The organism is Coprobacillus sp., from assembly GCF_984815275.1.
This window is the reverse complement of the sequence record NZ_CFJNYH010000011.1, coordinates 18,079-40,383: the sequence shown is the minus strand read 5'-3', so window position 1 is coordinate 40,383 and position 22,305 is coordinate 18,079. Positions and strand designations below refer to the sequence as shown.

Below are 22,305 nucleotides of genomic sequence, written 5' to 3'. Positions count from 1 at the left end.
ATTCTTCCCTCATTTTATCTCACATAAATTGTTATAAACTGACAATGATTTAATGGCTTTAAAGTTAATGTGTTATTTTTAATTTGAATCTCTTCATTTTTTTGTTCTTTTAAATCAGTATAGTAAGCTTCTTGGATATCAAAATGGAAAGTTAATGTTTCTTGTACACTTTGATGATATTTTCCATTATAAAGACGTATAATATATCCTTCTTGATCTTCAGCCTTTTTAATGGTACTGACTACCAATTGTTGATTGGTTTCAAACATTGAATAATGTTTTGGTAACTGCCCTTTCACTTCTTCTTGGGAGAAAATAAGACGTCCATTTAGAAAAGGTGCATAACCATAAACCTCTATATTTGTATTATATTGCTTTGCGAATAAATCAACTTGAGAGTGATTGATATCACCACAATATGTCATCATTCCAAAATCAAAATCCATTTCTTTTAAAAGTTGAGCATCTGGTGTTTCAATAATTCTTTCACCTGATGCACGACCAGGACGATAAACCAAGTTTTCTTTTCCCATAAATCCATAAGTTCTAAACAATGTTAAACAAATTTGATTTCCATGTTCACCAATAATTTCATATTCCCTTACACCTTGAGGGAGAACAGCCATTCCCTTTTTACCATCTGTTAATGTGACATAACTTTGTGTTGGCTCAATCGAAATTGGTGGCTCCTGCCAAGATGATTGATCATTTGCCCAATTGGCAAGTTCAATGACACCTTTTGTTTGGACTTCTTTTTGTTGACCTAAACCTTCTAAATAAAGTTCCATTTCTTTTTGATAAATATTGGGACGACGAATTGACCCAAATTGTTGATCAGCATAGTTAAATTGAGTTGCTATATGTGCATCAAAAAGAACACATAAACGATGTGATAAGCCATGATTATCAACATGAACTGTAAAATCAATAATCGGAGAACCTTTCTTTAACCTGACTTTCATATTGACAGGCATATGAGTGCTCACTTGCTGATTTGCTCTTTCTTCTAAATGAGCTGGCACAATCATATCAAAATGAATAGTCGCTTCTTGATATAATGATGAACCAGTGATTTCATATGTTGATTTTGATTGAGTTGAATAAACTTTTAAATCATGACGTGGTGGAGAGTAATTAAAACTATCACCATCATCGCCATTTTCAACAAGGATAGCCTGATTTTCATAAGTCAATTGGTTTTTCTTATCATAGATTGTAAGAGAGCCATCATCTTCAACTTGAATATGATAATATTCATTTCCTAAACAATCTTTTTGTTCTTTTGTCATATCTGAAGAGTGAGATGTGTCAACTCTATATTGAACATAACCTAATGCTGGTATATCTTTCACTTCAATCGCAATTGTTGCTTCATAAACAACTTGAGGAACTTCAAATTCATAACTTGGATTTAATCGTATTGTTTGACTTAAAACATACTCAGTAAGATCTCTTTTTTCAATCATTGTATAATAAACATCATTTCCAAACTCATCAATAATCGCAAAATGATTTCCTGGTACATATGTCTTCACAATCACAATATCACTTCTTTGTTGTGGTAGTGTATTCATTAAAGTCAATGTCATATGATTTCCAGTTTGTTGAATATGTGTAGAAATAAGACGGCAATGTAATTCCACCAAATTCACTGCAATATCACGAGCTTGTTTATATCTCATATAAACATCTTCATTGGCTGTATCGCTAATACATGAACCAATTGAATCATGAGCAGCATTCTCAAATAAAAGTTTCCATAACTCCTCTAATGCGCCATGAGGATAATCATTTCCTAAATGGTGTGATAATGTTAATAATGGTTCTAAAACATTTGTTACATAATTTTGAACCTGTGTATTCATGACTTTTAAATCCGAACGTGAAGAAAATATTGATTTATGAATACGCATGTGTTTCGCAATCACTAATTCACCATTCACTTCTGCAAGATTTGGCTTTTCACTTTTGACATCTTTGATATAATCTTCAATACAGCTTATCACATATTCATTTTCTGTATCGACTTGATTTCTTTGCTTGATTATTTCTGGTAAGTTTGTACGAATAGGAGCTTGATCAAAACCATTTGGAAAATAAATATGACGTGTTGCTGAACGTGCTCCGGCTTTTTCAAAACATTCCTTTTGCCAAAATTCTTCACTCTGAGCATTATCTTCAGGAATATTTCCGCCAATATAATAGCCAAATGGAATTTGAGTTGCAAAAACAACACTTCCATCATCACCTCGCCAATGATAGTCTGTATGTTTGACCATATCATCACTGACACCACGCCAGAAAAGAGTATCTTCAATGCCAAATTGACGATAAATCTGTGGCATATTCCCTGATTGTCCAAAAGAGTCAGGAACATAACCAATGTTCATATATCCACCATACTCTTCACAGCATTTCATTCCATAATACATATTTCTAACAATGCTTTCTCCTGATATAACCAACTGATCACTTTGCGTATACCAAGGTCCGATTATGAGTCTTTTCTCTTTGACTAGTTTTTTAATACGTTCTTTGTCTGCTGGCATCCATTTGATATAGTCATCTAATAAAGAGCCTTGTGCATCTAGCATAAAATAACGAAATTCTTTTTTTGTTTCTAATGTATCTAAAACATCTTTGAAATCTTTCATTAAATAAACTTTAGATCGAGATGTTGTAAAATACCATTCTCTATCCCAATGTGTATGTGGGACAACGTGTACTTTTCTTTTCATATACCCTCCAAAAATGATAGGAAGATATTTTTATCTTCCTATTTTTGTTTTATATTTGAATTTCTATTTCAATATCATCTTCACTAATTTCTTCACTGATTTGAGTATCCTCATTGAAATCAACAACCATTGGTGCAACAATTGCAATAAACAGTGCTCCAACAATGATTCCAATTAAATATGCCCAGCCATTGCCAACAGAAACAAAACCATACATTCCACCAACAGGAGGAATTGTTGCAGTTGCTCCTAAAAGACAACAAAGTCCTGCTCCAATCGCACCACCAATCATATTAATAGGAACCAGACGACTCGCTTTAACAAGAGTAAAAGGAATAGCCCCTTCAGTAATACCAATGAATCCCATAACCCAGTTCCCTTTTCCTGCTTCTTGGAAAGCAGGTGAGAAACGATGCTTTTTAATAATTGTTGCAATAGCATAAGCAAGTGGTGGTATACAAATTGCACAGTTAATATAAACATTAGGTTGATAGATTCCTTCTGTCATTAAAACATTTCCGGCCATCCAAGCTGATTTATTAATTGGTCCACCCATATCAGATGCAATCATTGCCCCCAATGTAATAGATAATAACAGCTGGCTTGTTCCATTATTACATAAATCTCTTAACCAAGATACCAAACCATCATTAATTGCTGCCAATGGCTGTGCCAAAACAACTCCCATTATAATCGCAACTGCTCCTGTTGCTAAGAAAGGTGTAATAACAAGTGGCATCATTTGTTGCATAGAATCTGGTAAATGAATATGTTCTTTACACCATTTGACAACATATCCAGCAATGAACGCTGCCACAACAGCACCTAAGAATCCAGCTTTTGTATTTGATGCTAAAGCACCACCAATTAAACCTGCCCCAATGGCTGGTTTATCAGCAATCGAATAGGCAATAAATCCACCCAATACTGTATTGACTAAACCAATTCCTGTCCATCCAACTTGTTCTAACAAGTAAAGAATGTGTAAGAATCCTTCTTTTTCTGCATAAATATCTAAACTATTAATCCCCATAGCAACACCAATTAATTTTGGAATCGCAACAACTAATGATGCTCCAATAATTAATGGAAGCATATAACCAATACCAGTCATCAAATGACCTTTTGCTTCTTTAAAAAACTTTTTCATCTTTTCCTATCCTCTCTTTATTTGATTTGTGTTATAATGAGAGTGCACATTTCTCATTATGTGTCTAAGCAATTTAACTCCGTACAGTTAGATTGCTTATTTTTTGCTTTCAACAGCTTTTACACACTTTTTAATCACTGCTTCTGGAGCCTTGATACAAGTTGTAATATCAACACGAATCACTGGCTTTCCATCAAATCTTTCCATACCCGATATTTTTTGATCTGATGCTATAATTACAAAATCAGCAGCTTTGGCTTCCTCCTCTGTAATTGTGTTGACTTGCCCCATGCTTCCCTGTTGTTCCATCTTAATATCATACCCAAGACTTGCCCCAGCTTTTTCTAAAGCTTTTGCTGCCATTGGTGTATGAGCTAAGCCTGCTGGACAAGCAGAAATACCAACAATTTTCATGACTATCCCTCCATTTTCTCTTGTATATATTTTTTTAACTCTGCCCTATCACATGATGATTTGACTTTCTCTTTAAAATCATCTTCTAATAGACAAGTAGCTAACGTTGAAATCATTTGTAAATGAATATTTCCTTCATAATTTGCTGGAACCAATAATGCAAACATATAATTGACTTTTTTGTCATCTAACGTTCCCCATTCAATTCCTTGCTTTGTTCTTAAATACATAATTGCAATTTTCTTGACACGCTCTGTTCTAGCATGTGGAATTGCAAAACCGTCCTGCAACCCAGTTGGAAATTCTGCCTCACGATTCATAAAATCAATATATAAATCTTCTTCTTGATCTGTAATATGAAATTGCTTAGCTTTTTCACAGATAAAGCGAAGAACATTTTCTTTTGTACTTTCTTCAACATCTAAGAAAATATAATCTTCATTCAACATTCATTACACCTCCCTTTCGACAATTTCAGTTTACGCCTTTTCATCAAGCATAACAACCAAACCAATTTCCACATGATTTGGAAATTGACAAATACTATCTTCCAGACATTTCCATTTAAAAGTGGAAATCAGATGTTTGTTATTTCGATTGCTTTTCAAAACAATTGTGTCTACAATAAAAAATGAATTTATCATCAATATAATTAAGGAGTGAGAAGATGTTCCCTTATAAACGGCTTCATGAGATTTTTGATTATATATCTAATCATCACTATATCTCTGCTACAAAATTATCAACATTACTACACATTACCGAAAGAACAATTAGAAGTGATATATTGGCTATCAATGATATATTAAAAAGTTACGGGGCTTCTATTCTTCTCAAAAGAAAAGCTGGATATTACTTAGCGATTCATAATCAACAGCTTTATCAAACTTTCTTAAATAATCTCAATCAATCACAAAAAGAGACTTTAGAACTTGATTCTAGTGAAGACCGAATGAAATATATTTTAAATACATTACTTTACAGTCATGACTATATCCTTCTTGATGATTTAGCAGATAGTGTTTTTATTAGTAAAAATACACTCCAAAATTATCTCAAAACAATCAAAGCAATCTTACCTCAATATGCCTTAGAATATATTACCAAAACAAATCATGGTGTTAAGATTATAGGAAATGAAGATAATAAAAGAAAATGTTTAATTAACAACGTCTTATCTCATGATTTCCAAAACTATATTACAGGTTTTACAAAAGAGGAATATACTCTTTTTGATGGTATTCAACTTGACTATATAAAAGGTATTGTCATGAAATATTTAAAGAAATATGAGATTAAAACAGATGATTTTAATTTAAAAAATTTGATTATTCATTTTGCATTAATGATTTCTCGTATCCAAAATGATGACTATATCAATATTGATAATTCTATTATCATTTCTGAAGATATGAATGATTTTATTTACTATTTGTGTTTAGAATTATCTGAACATTTTCATATCACTATAAGTGAGGGAGAGAAAAAATATATTTATTTACATTTGGTTGCTAATACACATATTCATTCTCATGATATAAATAATGAATATATCCAAGAGACAATTATTCATTTATTGGATATGATTTATTGTGATTATCATTTTGATTTAAGAAAAGATGAAATTCTACTCAAAGATTTATTCAATCATTTTAAATCTATTCTCACAACCAAAGCTTATAGCATTAACAAACGAAATCCTCTGTTAAATACAATTAAAACAAACTTCCCCTTAGCCTATGAAATCACCTATACCTCTGCTTCACAAATCTTTAATCAAGAACCCTATATTCTTACTGAAGATGAAATAGGCTATGTTTCTTTGCATATTGGTGCAGCTATTGAAAGATGTTTCTCTGGAATGATACAAAGGAAAAATGCAATTTTAATTTGTGGTTCTGGCCAAGCAACAACGCGAATGTTAGAAGCAAGATTAAATGGCTTCTTTCAAGATAAAATTAAAATTGTCAATAAGGTTTCATATAATGAATTTACTTCTTATACTCCCGCTCACTTAAAATATGTTGACTTCGCAATTTCTACAATTCCATTAAAAAGTGATATTATTCCAACCATTACTGTTGATTTTTCCTTAAATAATCAAGATATAGAAGCTATTACAAAATTTATCTCTCATATTTCTTCTGATAAGATGCAAAAGACAGAGAAATTCTTTGAAAATGATTTATTTTTAAGATTGGATCATATTAACAATAAAGAATCCTTACTACAACAGATGTGTCAATTATTAATGAATAAACAATTCGTTGATAAAGATTTTTATGAGGGTGTCATGAAAAGAGAAAGTCTTGCGAATACCAATATGAATGAAACATTTGCAATTCCACACCCAATTGAAAACTGGTCAACAGAAACTAAAGTCGTTGTTGCAATTATGGATAAACCACTTCTTTGGAATAAAAAAGATTCAGTTCAAATTGTTTTCTTGCTTGCTATTAAACAAGGTGACCAATTAGATATTGAACATTTATATGATTTATTTATTGAAATTGTTAATAATACGAAATTACAACAGAGCATTATACATTCATACTCATTTGATGATTTCATGAAGAATTTATATCAGTATTTCCAATAAATATTTGCTTTTAGTTATAATTGTTGTTTACTTTTCTTGAAAAGCAGCTATAATAAAGATGAAAGGAATAATCGATTAGCGGTTATGCCCTGGATTTGGTGTTATATTAACTACCCAAACTTTTCCTAGGAGCTGGGGTAGTTATTTTTTTGCGTTCTTTTCAATAATGACAAGAAGCAATTTCACAATCATTCCTATCATTGGTACAAACAATCCCAAAAGAGATATCATGACCATTAACATCTGATATTCATTCATGTGCATCACCTCCATTCTCATATTTCTTCTACAGAAGATATCTATGTTAACAAGGTGAACGACCCTCAATCCATCGACCAAGGCATAACTACCAACCGTTTGATTATTCCATGTGTAGATTATAGCACAGAGCAAATTTTATCACTATATAAATTTGCAAAAAGAAAATATATATTTTTTTCTTATTCCGAATTACATGTATATCTTATTCAAGTTTTTGAACTCATCAATCTTTTCATAAATCATTAAGTGCCTTCTAATATTTTTAAATTTATTATCAACAAATATTTGCTTTTAGTTATAATTGTTGTTTACTTTTCTTGAAAAATAGTTATAATAAAGATGAAAGGAATAATCGATTAGCGGTTATGCCCTGGATTTCTGAGTTTTAACTACCCATACTTTTCCTACGAGTCGGGGTAGTTATTTTTTGCGTTCTTTTCAATAATGACAAGAAGCAATTTCACAATCATTCCTACCATTGGTACAAACAATCCCAGAAGGGATATCATAACCATTAAAATCTGATATTCATTCATGTGCATCACCTCCATTCTCACATTTCTTCTACAGAAGATATCTATGTTAACAAGGTGAACGACCCTCGATCCATCGACCAGGGCATAACTACCAACCGTTTGATTATTCCATGTCCTCATTATAGCATAGAGCAAACTTTATCGATATAAAAATTTGCAAAAAGAAAACAGGGATTTCTCCCTATTCATAATCACATGTATATCCACGCATATCTAATTCAAGTTTTTCAACTTGCCAGTCTTTTAACAAATCACCAAGTTCTTCCTTGATTCTAACTACACCCTTTGTATCGGTTGCATCAATAACAGCCATAATTGTTGGTCCTGCACCAGATAAATAAGCACCTAGGACTCTCTCATCATTTTCTAAAATTGTCATAATTTCATCAAATCCTTCAATTAAAGGACCACGGTAAGGTTGATGAAGACGATCTTTAAATCCCAATTTTAATCCATCATCATATCCATTGATTAACGAAGCAACCATTAATGCCAAATGGGAAACATTTGCAATCGCATCAGATCTTGATAAAACTTGAGGTAAAACTGAACGAGATTTTTCTGTTGATAAAGTAAATGGTGGAATCATGGCAACAAAACGATAATCATGTTTTACGGGAATATTGAGTGTTGTCACACCATCGCTCATCACTGATACAGTTAAACCGCCAAAGATGGCTGGTGCCACATTGTCTGGATGACCTTCAATTTTGGTTGCCAATTCAAGAATTTCCTGACGTTCATCATAGCGATCAACAAAAGCATAGGCTCCAACAATACCAGCAACAATGCATGTTGAAGAACTACCTAAACCTCTTGTATAAGGAACATCACCACTACATTCAATACGCAAACCCTTAAACAACAAACCACAAGTTTTGGCTCCCTCTACAAATGCTTGATATGTCATATTCTCAGCATTGCAGAATTGTTCAGGGCAACCTGTAATTTCTAAACCATCATCTAAAAGTTCAAAAGTAAATGTATTATATAATGTGACTGCGAGTCCTGCCACATCAAATCCAGGACCTAAGTTTGCACTTGTCGCAGGAACTTTGACTTTCACTTTCATAATTATAACTCCTTAATTTGATCACCAATAAAGTCAATGATTGTTTCTTTATCAATAACCTTTTTGTGTAGTACTTCTCTATCTTTAATACCTTGTAAAGGTGTAGGAATAGCAACTTTTGTTTTTTCATTTAATGCATCAATAGCTTCATATTCATCCAAGATTCCTCCTGTAACCGCCTGGTATACAGAACTAGGGAACTTATATGGTGAAGCTGTAGATAAGAGAATTGTTTTTGTTTGATCATTTGTTTGTTTTTGATATTCTTTATATACACCATAACCCACTGCTGTATGTGTATCTAATAAATAACCTGTCTCTTTATAACAACTTCCAATCGTATCTAATACATTAGTTTCATTTAACCAACCAGCAGCAAAGTTTTCTTGAACCTTTGCAAAGATATCATTATCCACTTTATAAACACCTGTTTCATTTAATTGTTGCATATATGAATTTACCTTAGATGCATCTTGACATAAAAAGTAAACCAATCTTTCTAGATTGCTTGAAACTAAGATATCCATAGCAGGGGCATTTGTTTTATAGAATTCTCTATTGGCATCATATTGTCCAGTTTGAAAGAAATCAGTTAGAATATTATTTTTATTAGAAGCAATAATAAATTTTTGAATTGGCAATCCCATATTTTTAGCAATATAACCTGCTAAACAATTACCAAAGTTACCACTAGGAATCGTAAAATTAATTTCATCTCCTAATTTAATTTCTTTTTGATTAACTAAAGTTAAATATGAATAGAAATAATAAACAATTTGTGGAATTAATCTTCCAATATTAATTGAGTTTGCAGATGAAAGGAAAACATTATGCTGATGACATAAGTCTTTTAATTCTTGAGAGTTAAAAGCTTTTTTAACGGCAGTTTGGGCATCATCAAAATTCCCTCTAATTCCAATAACATCGACATTATCTCCAGTTTGTGTAATCATTTGTTGTTTTTGGATAGGTGAAACACCATCAATTGGATAAAAAACTTTGATACAAGTTCCTTTCACATCCTTAAACCCTTCTAAAGCAGCCTTCCCAGTATCACCAGAAGTTGCTGCTAAAATCATCACTTCCCTATTTTCACCTTTTTGTTTTAAAGAGAAAGTCATAAAATGTGGCAATAATGACAATGCCATATCTTTAAATGCCGCTGTTGGGCCTTGGAATAATTCAGCAACATAAACATCGCCTGCTTTTTCAACAGGAACAACATCTTTTGGAAACAATCCATCACCATAAGCCTTCTGACAAAGTTTACGAATATCTTCCTTCACATCATCTGGTGTAAAAGTTGAAATAATCTCAGTTGCCATATCTACATAGTTCATATGAAGCAATGCTTTTAAATCTTTTTGATCTACGTCAAATTCAGGAACAAGCAGTCCCCCATCACTTCCAATTCCTTGTAAAATAGCTTCATAAAAATTTAATGGCTTTTGATCTCCTCTTGTACTTAAATACATTTTCTCTTTCATTTTAACTCCCCCAATCAATTATTTGTCTAATTGTATACAATTTTATTTTGTAAGTCAATATTATTAGAAAAAATCTACATTATATCTTTATTATTTATGAATTATACCAATTTGATTCCTATCAAAGAATGTATATTCCTATATAGTTTATACGTTTTAACATATCAATCTTTCATATAATGTTTATTGTTTTTAATTCTCAAAAGCAATAAAATAAACATACCTAAAAAACTCAAAACAATTAAATAATTTTCAGGAACATGATTCGTGAGTGCTATATAAATAGTCATAAGTAATGAAAGACATCCCCACCCCATAAATATAAGTCCTTCTCTTAAACAAAAGTCCTTAATATTTGCTTCATCAATACTTATTTTCTTTGCATAAGGTATTTTATGTGCGCAAAGTATATAAATACCATATATAAATGCAATATCACCTAAATATAATGCTGCAGAAACTATGATTTTCAATCGGTCCATGTTCATCATCCCTTCCATTGAAATTATAGCATGAATTCATTTCCATTCAAAAATATTCTTATCATTCATGATTATTTTGACTAACGCTCCTGAATAGACTATAATAGGTAAAAATATCTAAGGGGGAGAATTCTATGAGCAAGATGATTATACCAGAAGACTATAAACCTCATTTGAACTTAATCGAAACAGAAGTTGCTATTAAAATGATTAAGGATACTTTTGAGAGAAGACTTGCAGAACAATTACGTTTAACACGTGTATCAGCACCATTATTTTTATTAAAAAATACAGGTTTAAATGATAATTTAAATGGGATAGAGAAACCTGTATCTTTTACATCATTTGAATTAAATCATGATGATGAGATAGAAATTATTCATTCATTAGCAAAATGGAAAAGAGATGCGTTACACCGTTATGGTTTTGAAAAACATACTGGTTTATATACTGATATGAATGCAATTAGAAAAGATGAAGAATTAGATAACATTCATTCTATGTATGTAGATCAATGGGATTGGGAATATGTCATTTCTGAAGTTGATAGAACTTTAGATTATTTTAAAGCAATTGTATCAAAGATTTACAATGCTTTATTAGATGTAGAATTCTTAATGATTAGACACTATCCACAATTAGGAGAATCTATTTTGCCTGATGAAATCTTCTTTATAACTTCTCAGGAATTAGAAGATAAATATCCAGATTTAACGCCTAAGCAAAGAGAAAGAATGATTACGAAAGAACATAAAGCTGTTTGTATACTTCAAATTGGTGATATCCTTAAATCTGGTCATAAACATGATGGACGTGCACCTGATTATGATGACTGGTCATTAAATGGAGATATTCTTGTCTACAATACACAGTTAGATGATGCATTAGAAATCTCAAGTATGGGTATTCGTGTTGATGATAAAGCATTAAAAGAGCAATTAACAAAAGCTCATGCAAATGATCGTTTAGAATTACCTTACCATCAAAATATTATCAATCATGTTTTACCACTCAGTATTGGTGGTGGGATTGGTCAAAGTCGTTTATGTATGTTCTTTTTAAGAAAGGCTCATATTGGCGAAGTTCAAGCTTCTTTATGGGACGAAGATACAATGAAACAATGCGCTGATCATGATATCCATTTATTATAACGATATTCCTAAGAATATCGTTTTTTCACACAATTTACATACATTCATATTATAGTAAAACTAAACTGTAATCACCCACAGATAACTAGGTCAGTAGAAAGGAGAAGGTGTACTATAAGTGACTAATGAAATGAGTCATTTATAATATACCAGAGATGAATATGCATTTAATTGATTTTATGAATGAAGATATTAAAAAGAAGCTTATTAAAAAAACGTATAAAAAGAAAGAGACTATTCTTTTTGCTGAGCAAGAAAATGAATATGTAATTCTTATGATTGACGGTATTGCAGAAGCATTCATCTTAAATGTGAAAGGAAACATCTCAACTATTCATCTTTATAGAAGTGGTAGTTTTTTTGGAGAAATGGAACAATTTAATGATGGGAAAAAACCCGTTGAAATTGTCGCTTTCACAGATTGTAATGTATATAAACTTCATAGAGATGATTTTTTAAACTGGTTAAGGGGAGATTTTGAAGCTACAAAATTTCTGATTCGAGAAATATCTAGTAAATTAGTTTTAAATGCTGAATTAATTGAAGAATTATCATCTTTAAGTGTGAAAGAACGACTTCTGAGGTGTATATCTTTACACTATTATAGAAGTGAATTAAATCTGCTTACCAAAAAACAGCTTGCTAGCGAAGTAAACGCTCCAATTAGAAGCATTAATCGTGCTATAAATGAATGTGTACAAGAACATCTCATTGCTTATGAAAACAAAAGATTTAGTGTAATTAATCAGCAAGAGGTATTAAAGAATCTTCCTACAACATAAGTATAATTTCAAAAAAGTATTGGATAATAATTATTCAATATTTTTTTATTTCGGGTCAAGTGACCTATTTTTTTTATTTCTTCATTATATAATATTCCTATGCATAATTATGTTGGATTGATAGTTAATAAAAGAAAGTGAGAGGTGTTATATTATGACTAAAACACAACAGGAAATGATACAAAAGGTATTAGAATTTTCAAAAAGAGATAGTAGAATAATAGGACTTGCAATTAGTGGTTCTTATATCACAAAATCGCTAGATGAGTATTCTGATTTGGATTTTCTAATTGTAGTAGATGATAAATCCTATGAAGAAGTTATCGAAGAGAGATTACTTATTGTCGAACAGTTTGGAACATTAGTTTCTGCTTTTACTGGCGAACATGTTGGAGAACCTCGATTGATAATTTCCCTCTATGATTCCCCTATTCTTCATGTTGATTTTAAGTTTACAACCTTAGATGGTTTACTAGATAGGGTTGAAGATTCAGCTATTCTCTATGAAGAAAACAACTGCATAACAAAAATTTATTCTAAAAAAGAAGCACACTTCCCAACTCCAGACTTACAGTGGATTGAAGATAGATTTTGGATTTGGGTTCATTACGCTTGTACGAAGATTGGACGTAGAGAACTATTTGAAACAATTGATTTTTTATCTTTTTTAAGACAATCAGTACTTGCCCCATTAATACAGCTTCTCTTAGGTAAATTACCTCGTGGAGTTAGAAAAATTGAATTAGACGCACCCCAATATATTGAAGCATTAGAAAGGACGGTTGCTACTCATGAATATGAAAGCTGCGTTAATGCATTGCAGGCTACTATCAATCTGTATCTTGAGTTAAGAGAAGAATTATCACAAAGTCCTATTGTCAAAAAGGTTGAAGCTGAAAGAGTTGCATTACAGTATTTTCAAGATTTACTCAAAAATTATTTTGAAAGTAACAGTATGGAGGATAACTATGAGTGATATTTTAAGTAGAATTACAAATAAAATTGGGGATAAGAATATAGTTGATAAGTTATCAGCTCTATCAAAATCAGATTTGAACTCACTTCTCTTAGAAGTGTTTGATAGACAAGCAAATACTTTAACTGCAACTGATATTCTAAAGTCATACCAACTAAATAGATTTACTTTCCCTAGCAGTATGGATCCAGAAGAAATTCATACTTTGGAATCAAAATTATTGAGAAAAGCACGCAATATGGATATCAAGACGATTATGCTTTCTCCCTCTGCTCCATTAGGTAGCTGTAGCGTTTTTGGCTCTGTAGATCAATATAACGTAGTAAGTGCTCTACGAGGGACAGAAACACTTTCAGACCCCTCAAATATGTTAGCAATAATTATTGCTGATAAGTTAAAAAGAAAAGAAGAAAATAATACAATACCTATCCACATGGCTACTACTGCTAGGGTAATAAGAGCACAAAATTTTGAGGGTAAAGGTTTATATTCACATTTTGGCTTATATTGTATGGTTTCATCTGGTATAGATACAGGGTCTTACACTTGTGAAAAAATGTTGTTAGAAAAGCACTTAAACTATTATAAAGATATATTAAGTGAAATAGAAAATGTTCATTTATCTATTACTCTACGCAAAAGAAACGGATACAAAGATAATGACAGATTTTTCGACAGAATGGTTGAAACTATCAAACTTATTTTTCCTAATATAGAGTTATCAATTGATAATGAAGATGTTGATAATAATTATTATAAAGGTATCAATTTCAAATTATCAGTCAAACAAGGAAATGAAACCGTTGAAGTGGCTGACGGTGGATTTGTTGACTGGACTTATCAAATGCTTGGAAATAAAAAAGAACGCTGTTTGATAAGTGGTATTGGCTTAGAAAGATTTCTTGTAGCTGTTTCATAAAAAGAGAAGAAAAATGCAACTTATAGAGTGGAATTACCGATTTAGTTGAGTTTGCGAATGATAAAGAAATTGCAAAGAATCTTTGTGACAACTTCCCCCACCCTTATAGGGAGCAAAACGCTAGAGATTTTATTAGTTTTTGTTTGGCAACTTTTTGTCAAGATTTTTATAGTTGTACGTATGCAAATGGTTATTAAGAATTTCTTGAGCAATGCTATTAAGCATACACCAAAAAATAAACATATTTATATTGTATATAATGAGAATATTATATCTATTGAAAATGAAGGAGAATTCATTTCAGTAGATCAAATGAATAGAATATGGGATACATATGTCTCAAGTGATCGTGAAGGGACAGGTCTAGGACTAGCTATTTGCAAAACAATTTTAGATCTTCATCATTATGGATATTATGTAGAAAATACATCAAGAGGTGTAAAGTTTACAATCACTATAAACAAAAAGTCCTGTTAAGGGACTTTTATTGTTATGTCAAATCTTAGCGTTTTTTCTTGCATGATAGAGATAACTCCACTATAATTAAATATCATGGAGGTGTTTTGTGATGAATAAAATTGTAGGTATTCTTTTACCATATTTGATAATTATTTTTATAAGTATTATGCAATTTGTAACAATACCACAAAAGCTTGTGTTTGAAGCACTCGTTATAGGAATTACCATTGGTTTATGGTTTTTATGTTTACAAAAATCGGAAGGGACTGTTATGATGAAATTAGGCATGATTTTAAGCCTTGTTATTTTTGCTGTAGCTACAATTCTAGGTATTTCAAATCTTCATTTAGATATTCTCACAGATTTTACACCTATCCTTGCACTCATATCAGGATGTGAATGTATAGGATTATATATAGTTTCTCAAAATAAAACGACATTATCTATGTCATATAAATATTCCTATAAAAACAAGAGAAGAAGATATTTTTAAAGATACAATCTGTATCTTTTTTATTTATAAATTGAAAGCTAGGAATTAGCTTGCGACAAGTAATAGCTATTTCTAAGATACAATAATGATGTTGCTGGAACTCCACAATAGAGGAGATCATAGACATGTTAATTGAAGTGATTATATCTTCACTCATAACTATTGTAACATCTGTAATTACGGGTATATTGGTAGATTGCATATGTAAGCGGCTGAATAGGAAGTGAGTATAATAACCAGGAATAAGCACAAAAAAACCAGAAGTAACCACTTCTGTTTTTTCCTTTGCCATGTTATCCATGACTATATCTTCATCACTAGGATAATACTATAATTCTAGTGATAATTCAAGTATGCCATTATCTATTCCCTTTCATTCATTACTGATAAAAAGAAGTTAATTAAAATTCTACCCCTTTTGAAATATGTAAATAATAAACAATAGCTTTAATATCTTGCTTATACATATCTTTAAGGACTCTTTGATAGTAATTTAATTGAACTTTATGTTTTTCAATTAATGCATCTTCACTATTATTTTTAGAAATACGATCTGTTTTATAATCAAGGACATAGAGTTGATCTTTATAGACAAAAACTAAGTCAAAAATACCATGTATAACTTGATCAAGATTTTTATCATAATATGAAAATGGTTTCTCTTTATAAATATAAGATGCTTCTTTAATCATTTGATAATAATCACTATGGATAAAACCATATATTTGGTCTTGATAGGCAAGTAAAACTTGTCTACCATCTTCATTATATAAATGGTTTTCATATAACTGATTAATCAGTTGTTCAATATGATCTTCCTGGAAAGACAAATGACTTAATAAAAGATGGACAAGTGTTCCTTTGTCAGTAGCTGTCATTAATGCTGTTTCTTCATCCTTAGCCAATGATAAATAATGATCATCAGCAATCGCTTGAAGTTGAGTAACAGACATTGTTTTTGGTTTTTCTAAATCAAATGGATATTTGAAAGAACGATAGTGTTCTTGTATAGTTCCATTCATTGTTAAACTTTCTTTTTGGCGTTTTGGAATAGACTGTTCTATTGTTTGATCATCGGTTAGGAATAAACAAAACATAGCATGCTCAGTTGAATCAAGTGTCATTTGTTTTTCAAAATGATACTTTTTTAATAATTGTGCTCTTTGTTTGAGTTGTTCAATTTGTAGACATTGTTCAATAATCTGAGGATGACGTAGAATTGATGAGAGTGTCCATGATAAGTAGTTATTTGTTTTACGTAAACGGTCATATAATAAGATGGTACCAGCATTTTCACGATGATAGATATCGGGACTTTCATTAACCAATAGTTTTTCTTGCAAGGCTGCAATCTCATCAATACTTTTAAGCACACCTGTCAGGATTAATTTATGAGAAGCACGAGTTAATGCAACATAAAAAATACGCATTTCTTCATTAATAGATTCATCTAACTGACGTCTCGCTATCATATTTCTATAACAATTCTCATATTCAATAATCAAATTATTAAGATTCTCTGTGTTTTTTCTCATACGAGGCTTTAATGCGATCCCCAAACGCTTATCTATCATCATTCTTTCTTTACTATCTTGAGTGTTAAATTGTTTATGCATATTACATACAAAAACAATTGGAAATTCTAAACCTTTAGATTTATGAATTGTCATGAACTCAACAACATTATCACTTTCCGAAGATGACTGTGCAGGTGCAAAGTCTGATGAATTTTTTAATGTTTCAATTAACTCAGCAAGATAAGGATTCTGTTCTTGAGTCTGAAGAACAATCTCTAAAAATAAATCAAGATTTGATTTACGTTGTGAACCATTAATAAGCTTTGAAACAAAGAGTGGGTAATCAGTTAAACGATAAATTTCTTTTAAAACCTCATAAGGTGAATGAGTATAACTATATAATCTCAGTTCATTAAATATATCTAAGAAGTCAATAACACGTTTATCAGAAGATAAACTTAAACATTCATAAAGAGATATCTCTTTATGATCAGTTCTCAGTTTTGCAATTGTTTCCATATCAATATTGCTCATTGTATATGGCTGTCTTAAAATACTTAACAAAGCAATATCATCATATGGATGAGCCAATCCCTGTAAAAAAGTCATCATATTTTCTATCTCATTAGAATTCATAAGACCTTGTGATAAAACAATATGATTTGGAATTTGATATAAATCAAAAACCTTTTTAAAGGTTAAGAAGGAAACTGTTGAACGCATTAAAACAACCATATCCTTAAAATCAACAGGTTTATTTTGAATTTTCATTTCTTGCTTAAGTTTTAGTATTTTTTGAGCAACCATATGTGCCTCATATTGTTCTTTATCTAAAGAAGAAGCTGGATTATAGATATCAATAAGGATTTCAGTAGCAAGATGTTTTTCAGAGAAAAATCGGGTTCTTGCGCTTTCCTTTTGATTGTTTTCTTTCCCTACATAATCATAATTAAGTCTTGCACTATCATCTAGATAATACTCTAAACCACCAATATCTTTATCCATAATTTGATTAAAAATATAATTAATAGAATCTAAAACAATCTTAGAAGATCTATAATTAAACACCAAATCAATTCTTCTCGTATGAGTCTTTTGACAGTCTTCATCAGACAATGAGAATGTGTCATATTTATCAGAGAAGATTTGTGGATCAGCCTGTCTAAATCGATAAATTGATTGCTTCATGTCTCCAACCATAAACAAAGGAATAGCTGGTTGCTGATATTCAGATATCTTTAATAATAATGATTCTTGGATTTGGTTAGTATCTTGATATTCATCTACCATAATTTCTTTTAAACGATGATACAACACATCAACGATACCATATTGAGGTTCTAATAATTGATGAGCATATCTTTCTAAATCAGAGAAATCTAATTGGTTTAATTGTTTCTTTCTTTCTTGATAAGCATTCTGAAATTGATTGAGTAAATGACCTTCACTGATTAATATATCAATAGCTTGATAACTTATTTGGAGTTTTCTTACAAAATCATCTGGATCCTCTTCTAAATATGTCTTCACAGATTTATTATAAGACAAAAGAATATCTGTTTTCATTTTTGTAAATGTTTTTTTTGTATCTGGATCAATTTCTTTCCAGTTCATATTATAAGCTTTAGGTACTGATGAAGAAGCCATGCTTACCAATGTATCATATGTAATGGGTTGTGAAAAAACTTTGATTCTTTCATCCAAATAATCATAATATGCTTCAAAGGGAATTGGTAATTCTTGATTCTTTTCAGTTTGTTCGTCAGGTCTTTCATAAAAATCTGTGAGATTATGATTTTCAGCATAATATTTAAGTTCAATTAATTTATTTAAAGCCAAAACACTTTCATTATAAAAGATCTGTTTGAGATATGGAAATAATGGCCATTCTTCTAAAGCCGATGAGAGAGTATCATAATTCTGTTTCTTCATATGGTCAACAAAACCATAAAAATCATCAATAGAATGTGAAAGTTCATCAATGGACAATAATAAAGAAGAAAAAGCATCAAGAGAATAACCAGGAAAATATAATGATAAAAATTCTTTTATATGCTCTTCAAGAATCCATTTCTCTAAACATTCTTGAAGAACTGCTTTTTTAATCATTGATGGATCACTATTAATTTCAAAGCCAGGCATGACATTAACAAGATAACCATATTTCATTAATAACAAATTACAAAACCCATGAAAGTTAGTCATATAAGCATGAGGAAGATTAAGAATTTGTTTTTCTAAATGTTCTTTTAAAGTTAAATCTATATCAGTCGAAACAAGTTGATGAAGTTCTTCTGATAACCTTTGTTTCATCTCATTACCAGCAGCCTGAGTGAAAGTTAAAACAAGGAAATCAAAAATTTCATAACCTTCTTTTAAAAGTTCAACAATTCGACTCACTAAGATTTTTGTTTTTCCACTACCAGCAGGAGCACTGACAAGAATAGATGCATCTCTTTGCTGGATAGCTTTTAATTGTCCTTCATTAAACGGCATCTTCTTCCCCTCCTAATATTGATTGAATATCTAAAAACTTAACCATATCATAATCATTATAAAAGACATCAAAACCGCAGACACTATGATATGGGCAATAACGACATGGATTGACTATCGCATGAGTTGCACTCTGATCACTTCCTTTAGGAGTGATCGTTATACATCCCTCTAACATTTTTTGATAAAGTGTATAAATATGTTTCTCAATTTCTTCTAATAATCGCTTAAGTTGTTTTGGTGTCAAAATTTGTCCTTTATATTCATTTCTAGATTTTACATAAGTGACGTTAATAATATCTGATTTTTTATCAAAATTTGGATCCATTGCTGAAATAACAGTATGACTTTCATCATCAACAACATAACCACCAAAACGATATTGTTTATAAAACTCATTTTCATCAACTGGTTCACTCATATTCTGATTCACAGAAAGTATCCTTTTTTTGGTGTTGAAATATAAAACAGCACCTGGATCTTTTTGATAAAGTTCAGTGACCATTTTTAAGTATAATAACATTTGAATATGAAATCCCTGAATCGCAAGATTAATATCAATATCTTTGGCACTTGATTTATAATCAATAATAGAAACATAGTTTTGATATTGATCAATTCTATCAACGAATCCTTTAAAATGCATCCCCTGTATATCATGTTGAACTTTCTTTTCTTTATCATGGAGTTGAAATTGTGAAATCTTTAATTGTCTTTTTAAGACTGTTAAAGTCATTTCTAAATCTTTCTTAAGTTGTTCAATAAAATATTGATTAATATGAGAATTGGAAATCTTTGTTTGGAGATTTTCATCTTGTAAAATATAATTATCAACTATAGTTCCTATATCAACTTGTTGATCTATATTAATAGAAAGAACATAGTGAACAAGACTACCCAATTCATTAGGCAGCAATTGTGACTCTTTTGTAGGATATATACCTAATCCATATTGAACAAAATACTGAAAAGGACATTTATTGTAAGTTTCAATTTGACTAACAGACAGAGTAGGACTATAAAGTTTTTCTACAGTTTCTCTAGATAATTGTACAGGCTGATTATGTGAATGTATATAATCTTGAATATTTTTGTTAAGCAATTCTTTTTCAGTAATAAGCCCACCTGAAAGATAATAATCATCCAAAGGTAAATAGTTGAGTTCAAAAGCGGGATGTAATGTCAATAGATTTTCCAATTCTTTATATAGTGATGATTGTAATAGTGTTTCTCCTGAGAGTGTTTGTTTACAATATGAAAAAGTCATACTTATAGCAGGCTGGAGTAAAGCTTTTAAGATATCATTATGATGAGCTCCTAGTTGTTCAGTTGTATTGAGAGGCGTCGTGATTTGGAACTTTCTCAATAATTGAATATCTTCATCTAACAATAAACCAGTATCTTTAATAAGTGCAGGGAAAATTGTTTCATTTAAACCTAAGAAAAAGATATGTTTTGGTTGTGCTGTTTTGACCTTATCGATTGTACATATTTTTATTTGGTCTAATGTATTAGACTTTTCCTGATGGTTATGAATATAAGTCGCTGTAAAGAATTCTTTAAATTCTTGAGCTGTTATTATATCAAAATAATCAAAAAGACTTTCTAAATATTCATAATAATCTTTTTCTAATTCTTCTTGATGAAGCTGATGAGCAATATCGCTTATTGAAGAATCTGGGATACAATCAAGAGCTGATATTATTTTTTGATAACTTTTATCATATACACATGAAGATGTCATAGATAATGAATGGGGGATGTTGAGAACTGTTAGAGTATCTACTAATAAATGAATATAAGATGAATTAGGATAAACAATCATAAAATCCTGGTAGTGTAGCCCTTCATCAACAATTTTTTGTTGAATTGAATATATGACTCTTTTCACTTCTTGATGTGGAGTTGGTGCAATAAATGTAAAATAATGTTCATTTGTAGAAGAGACTGTATTTTTTTGAGTAAAAAGATATTCAGATATATGAGTTGGTTCATTGAGTGTTAATGCTTCTTTGCATAATTCATGAAAAGGAAGATTCATAAGACGCTGGTCAGGTTGATGTGTGTAAAGTAGAGTTATATCATTTTGTATTGCAAGCTGATGGATAAGGGTTTGTTTTACTGCTTCAATATGATGATCTGCTTCTATGTAGATATGCTGATAAGATGAATACAAATCTTGTTGATTTAAGAAACCTTCAGCTGTTATATGAGTGAATTCATCACAGTGTTCTTTGAGGGCTTTATATAAATGAATAAAATCTTTGAGTTTAAGATTTTTAATAATGTCTTGTGAATAATCAGTTTGATTCAGATCATAGGCTTTTATTAAAGGAATAAACTTATCAATTAATGGATATGGCTGATCGTTGCTAAAACAATGGAATTTATCAGTATTTAAGATATCACGAAGATAATAAACCCATTCAGTATGTGTCAAAACATGATGTTTTGTTAAATGATTTTCAACAATCAACTGTTGAATAAATTTTGACCAAGACATAATCTCAATGTTAACGAGATAATGAGTATGTTGAAAAAATAACTGTTCAACAATATCTGGATCCTCAGCAATAAAAAGATATATTTCAAAGGGATGTTGCATCGCTTTTTCATAACATTCTTTAACCATTTCTTTTAATTTATAAGAATAATTTAAACCATTAATGACACGCATATGACTCACCTCCTGTTTATTATACATGAAAATGGGCAGAAAGAAAAAGGAAGTTTATAAATAAAGTGAATAAGAAAATGACCTGAGGTTGTTCAA

At 30.6% G+C, this 22,305-nt stretch carries 17 protein-coding genes; 7 read left to right on the top strand and 10 right to left on the bottom strand.

From position 1 onward, the window contains the following. Nucleotides 1-14: 14 nt before the first annotated feature. The 4 genes from mngB to AC5M21_RS05665 form a co-directional block, all read right to left on the bottom strand. Nucleotides 15-2,738, bottom strand: coding sequence for a mannosylglycerate hydrolase (gene mngB, locus AC5M21_RS05680; protein ID WP_008787186.1), 2,724 nt, complete (start codon nucleotides 2,736-2,738; stop codon nucleotides 15-17). Nucleotides 2,739-2,787: 49 nt separating this feature from the next. Continuing rightward, the gene (locus tag AC5M21_RS05675) at nucleotides 2,788-3,888 is read right to left on the bottom strand and encodes a PTS fructose transporter subunit IIC (protein WP_008787185.1); all 1,101 of its coding nucleotides are present in this window, start codon (nucleotides 3,886-3,888) and stop codon (nucleotides 2,788-2,790) included. A gap of 96 nt (nucleotides 3,889-3,984) precedes the next feature. Continuing rightward, nucleotides 3,985-4,302 (bottom strand): PTS fructose transporter subunit IIB, encoded by a 318-nt coding sequence (locus tag AC5M21_RS05670; RefSeq protein WP_008787184.1) that lies wholly within the window; start codon nucleotides 4,300-4,302, stop codon nucleotides 3,985-3,987. Nucleotides 4,303-4,304: 2 nt separating this feature from the next. Beyond that, entirely contained in the window at nucleotides 4,305-4,751 is a 447-nt protein-coding gene (locus tag AC5M21_RS05665) for a PTS sugar transporter subunit IIA (RefSeq protein WP_008787183.1), read from the bottom strand. A 218-nt stretch (nucleotides 4,752-4,969) separates the two neighbouring features. Between AC5M21_RS05665 and AC5M21_RS05660 the strand changes: the two genes are divergently transcribed. Beyond that, complete coding sequence (locus tag AC5M21_RS05660) at nucleotides 4,970-6,901, top strand: BglG family transcription antiterminator (RefSeq protein ID WP_008787181.1); 1,932 nt, start codon at nucleotides 4,970-4,972, stop codon at nucleotides 6,899-6,901. Between the two features lie 665 nt (nucleotides 6,902-7,566). Here AC5M21_RS05660 and AC5M21_RS05655 read toward each other — a convergent pair. From AC5M21_RS05655 to AC5M21_RS05640, 4 genes are all read right to left on the bottom strand, one after another. Next, complete coding sequence (locus AC5M21_RS05655) at nucleotides 7,567-7,698, bottom strand: hypothetical protein (protein ID WP_017143952.1); 132 nt, start codon at nucleotides 7,696-7,698, stop codon at nucleotides 7,567-7,569. Nucleotides 7,699-7,879: 181 nt separating this feature from the next. Continuing rightward, nucleotides 7,880-8,770, bottom strand: a complete 891-nt coding sequence (gene thrB / locus AC5M21_RS05650; protein WP_008787180.1) for a homoserine kinase — start codon at nucleotides 8,768-8,770, stop codon at nucleotides 7,880-7,882. Between the two features lie 2 nt (nucleotides 8,771-8,772). After that, nucleotides 8,773-10,257, bottom strand: a complete 1,485-nt coding sequence (thrC, locus tag AC5M21_RS05645; RefSeq protein WP_008787179.1) for a threonine synthase — start codon at nucleotides 10,255-10,257, stop codon at nucleotides 8,773-8,775. A gap of 164 nt (nucleotides 10,258-10,421) precedes the next feature. Beyond that, nucleotides 10,422-10,739 carry a hypothetical protein gene (locus tag AC5M21_RS05640; protein ID WP_008787178.1) on the bottom strand — a complete coding sequence of 106 codons (318 nt, stop codon included), beginning with the start codon at nucleotides 10,737-10,739 and terminating at the stop codon, nucleotides 10,422-10,424. A gap of 134 nt (nucleotides 10,740-10,873) precedes the next feature. Here AC5M21_RS05640 and asnA point away from each other — a divergent pair, with 134 nt between their 5' ends. The 6 genes from asnA (at nucleotide 10,874) to AC5M21_RS05610 (ending at nucleotide 15,519) form a co-directional block, all read left to right on the top strand. Then, nucleotides 10,874-11,890, top strand: coding sequence for an aspartate--ammonia ligase (asnA, locus tag AC5M21_RS05635; RefSeq protein WP_008787177.1), 1,017 nt, complete (start codon nucleotides 10,874-10,876; stop codon nucleotides 11,888-11,890). Nucleotides 11,891-12,051: 161 nt separating this feature from the next. Further along, the gene (locus AC5M21_RS05630; RefSeq protein ID WP_017143953.1) at nucleotides 12,052-12,672 is read left to right on the top strand and encodes a Crp/Fnr family transcriptional regulator; all 621 of its coding nucleotides are present in this window, start codon (nucleotides 12,052-12,054) and stop codon (nucleotides 12,670-12,672) included. A 154-nt stretch (nucleotides 12,673-12,826) separates the two neighbouring features. Beyond that, nucleotides 12,827-13,648: an aminoglycoside 6-adenylyltransferase gene (locus tag AC5M21_RS05625; protein ID WP_008787175.1), complete on the top strand. Its 822-nt coding sequence runs from the start codon at nucleotides 12,827-12,829 to the stop codon at nucleotides 13,646-13,648. Then, the gene (locus AC5M21_RS05620; protein ID WP_008787174.1) at nucleotides 13,641-14,567 is read left to right on the top strand and encodes a hypothetical protein; all 927 of its coding nucleotides are present in this window, start codon (nucleotides 13,641-13,643) and stop codon (nucleotides 14,565-14,567) included. The genes AC5M21_RS05625 and AC5M21_RS05620 overlap by 8 nt, the downstream gene beginning before the upstream one ends. 57 nt (nucleotides 14,568-14,624) lie before the next feature. Next, nucleotides 14,625-15,044 carry an ATP-binding protein gene (locus tag AC5M21_RS05615; RefSeq protein ID WP_017143954.1) on the top strand — a complete coding sequence of 140 codons (420 nt, stop codon included), beginning with the start codon at nucleotides 14,625-14,627 and terminating at the stop codon, nucleotides 15,042-15,044. A 91-nt stretch (nucleotides 15,045-15,135) separates the two neighbouring features. Next, nucleotides 15,136-15,519 carry a hypothetical protein gene (locus AC5M21_RS05610; protein WP_008787172.1) on the top strand — a complete coding sequence of 128 codons (384 nt, stop codon included), beginning with the start codon at nucleotides 15,136-15,138 and terminating at the stop codon, nucleotides 15,517-15,519. A 401-nt stretch (nucleotides 15,520-15,920) separates the two neighbouring features. On the opposite strand, the gene AC5M21_RS05605 is transcribed toward AC5M21_RS05610, so the two are convergent. After that, nucleotides 15,921-19,532, bottom strand: a complete 3,612-nt coding sequence (locus AC5M21_RS05605; RefSeq protein ID WP_008787171.1) for a UvrD-helicase domain-containing protein — start codon at nucleotides 19,530-19,532, stop codon at nucleotides 15,921-15,923. Continuing rightward, nucleotides 19,522-22,209 (bottom strand): PD-(D/E)XK nuclease family protein, encoded by a 2,688-nt coding sequence (locus AC5M21_RS05600; protein ID WP_008787170.1) that lies wholly within the window; start codon nucleotides 22,207-22,209, stop codon nucleotides 19,522-19,524. Before AC5M21_RS05600 ends, AC5M21_RS05605 begins: the two co-directional genes overlap by 11 nt. Between the last annotated feature and the right edge of the window lie 96 nt (nucleotides 22,210-22,305).